Below are 1,033 nucleotides of genomic sequence, written 5' to 3'. Positions count from 1 at the left end.
GCCAACCGGGGGGTTGGGCGCGGTCGCGCCGACATGCCGGGCCGCCTCGTCCACCGCCGCGTAAAAGGCGCGCCTGACGGCTTCGGGCATATCGGGAACTGGGGGGGTATCGGCACCCTGTGGCAACGCGTCCAAAACAGTACTCCATCCATCCGGACGGACTCAGGGCGCGTAAAACCTTCTCACCGCCACTTCCATGGGAAATGGCGGGTACACGGTTTTCGTTCTCTCTCATCCGGACTGTAACCGTCGGTTCCGGAATTACACCGGATCTGCTTGACCCCGCCCGCACGGAATGCGGTCGGGCGCTCGCGGACTTATGCCCCCCCAAGGGGAACAATCACCGCCGGTGGGGAATTTCGCCCCGCCCTGAGAACGCCCGCGAAAAGGGCCTGAAGCCCGATTCGCGTTCTATATGCGATGATAGTGGGAATAATTCACGATGATTGCAAGTAGCCCCCGCCAATCACCCTTCGTCCCCCTTCCCCTCCGGCACGGGTTCGCGGGCGTGGCGGCCCGGATGCAGCAGGGAAGGCACGCGGCCATGATGGCCGAAATTGACCAGCCGCGCTTCCTTGATCTCGATACGGTCAAACCATCTTGACTGGAACAGCAGGGTCGCCAGCGCCGCCCCCATGAACGGCCCCAGCGCATAGATCCAGAACGCATGCCACTGCCCGGCCATAAGGGCGGGACCAAAGCTGCGGGCCAGGTTGGAACTGTTGCCCGACAGCCAGGCCGAAACCGGGTTGCAGACGAAAAAGAACAGCCCGCCCGCCCATGGCGTCACCCATTTGAGAACCGGATGCGCGGCAAGACAGAACAGCATGAGCACCAGCAGGGCGGTCAGCACCACCTCCGTCACCAGCGGCCATACGACTGCCACCCCCGAAAAGGGAATGGTCGCGGCATAGCCGGAAGCCTGCACCATCTGCCCCCAGCCCGGCAGCATGTGCCCCACAACTGCCAGCACCAGCGTCGCCACGCACGCGCCCGCCATCTGCGCCAGCATGTACCCGCACAGATCCACGCC

Annotated in this window: 1 protein-coding gene and 1 riboswitch; the gene reads right to left on the bottom strand. The window is 64.3% G+C overall.

The features are described from left to right. Positions 1-219: 219 nt before the first annotated feature. Positions 220-381, bottom strand: a riboswitch (FMN riboswitch). Between the two features lie 85 nt (positions 382-466). Next, positions 467-1,033: MIP/aquaporin family protein (locus tag JCM25156_RS17940; RefSeq protein ID WP_025814235.1), on the bottom strand; the 567-nt coding region annotated here is incomplete at its 5' end.

This window comes from Komagataeibacter kakiaceti JCM 25156 (assembly GCF_000613305.1).
The sequence above is the reverse complement of the archived record's forward strand: the minus strand, read 5'-3'. Positions and strand labels throughout refer to the sequence as shown.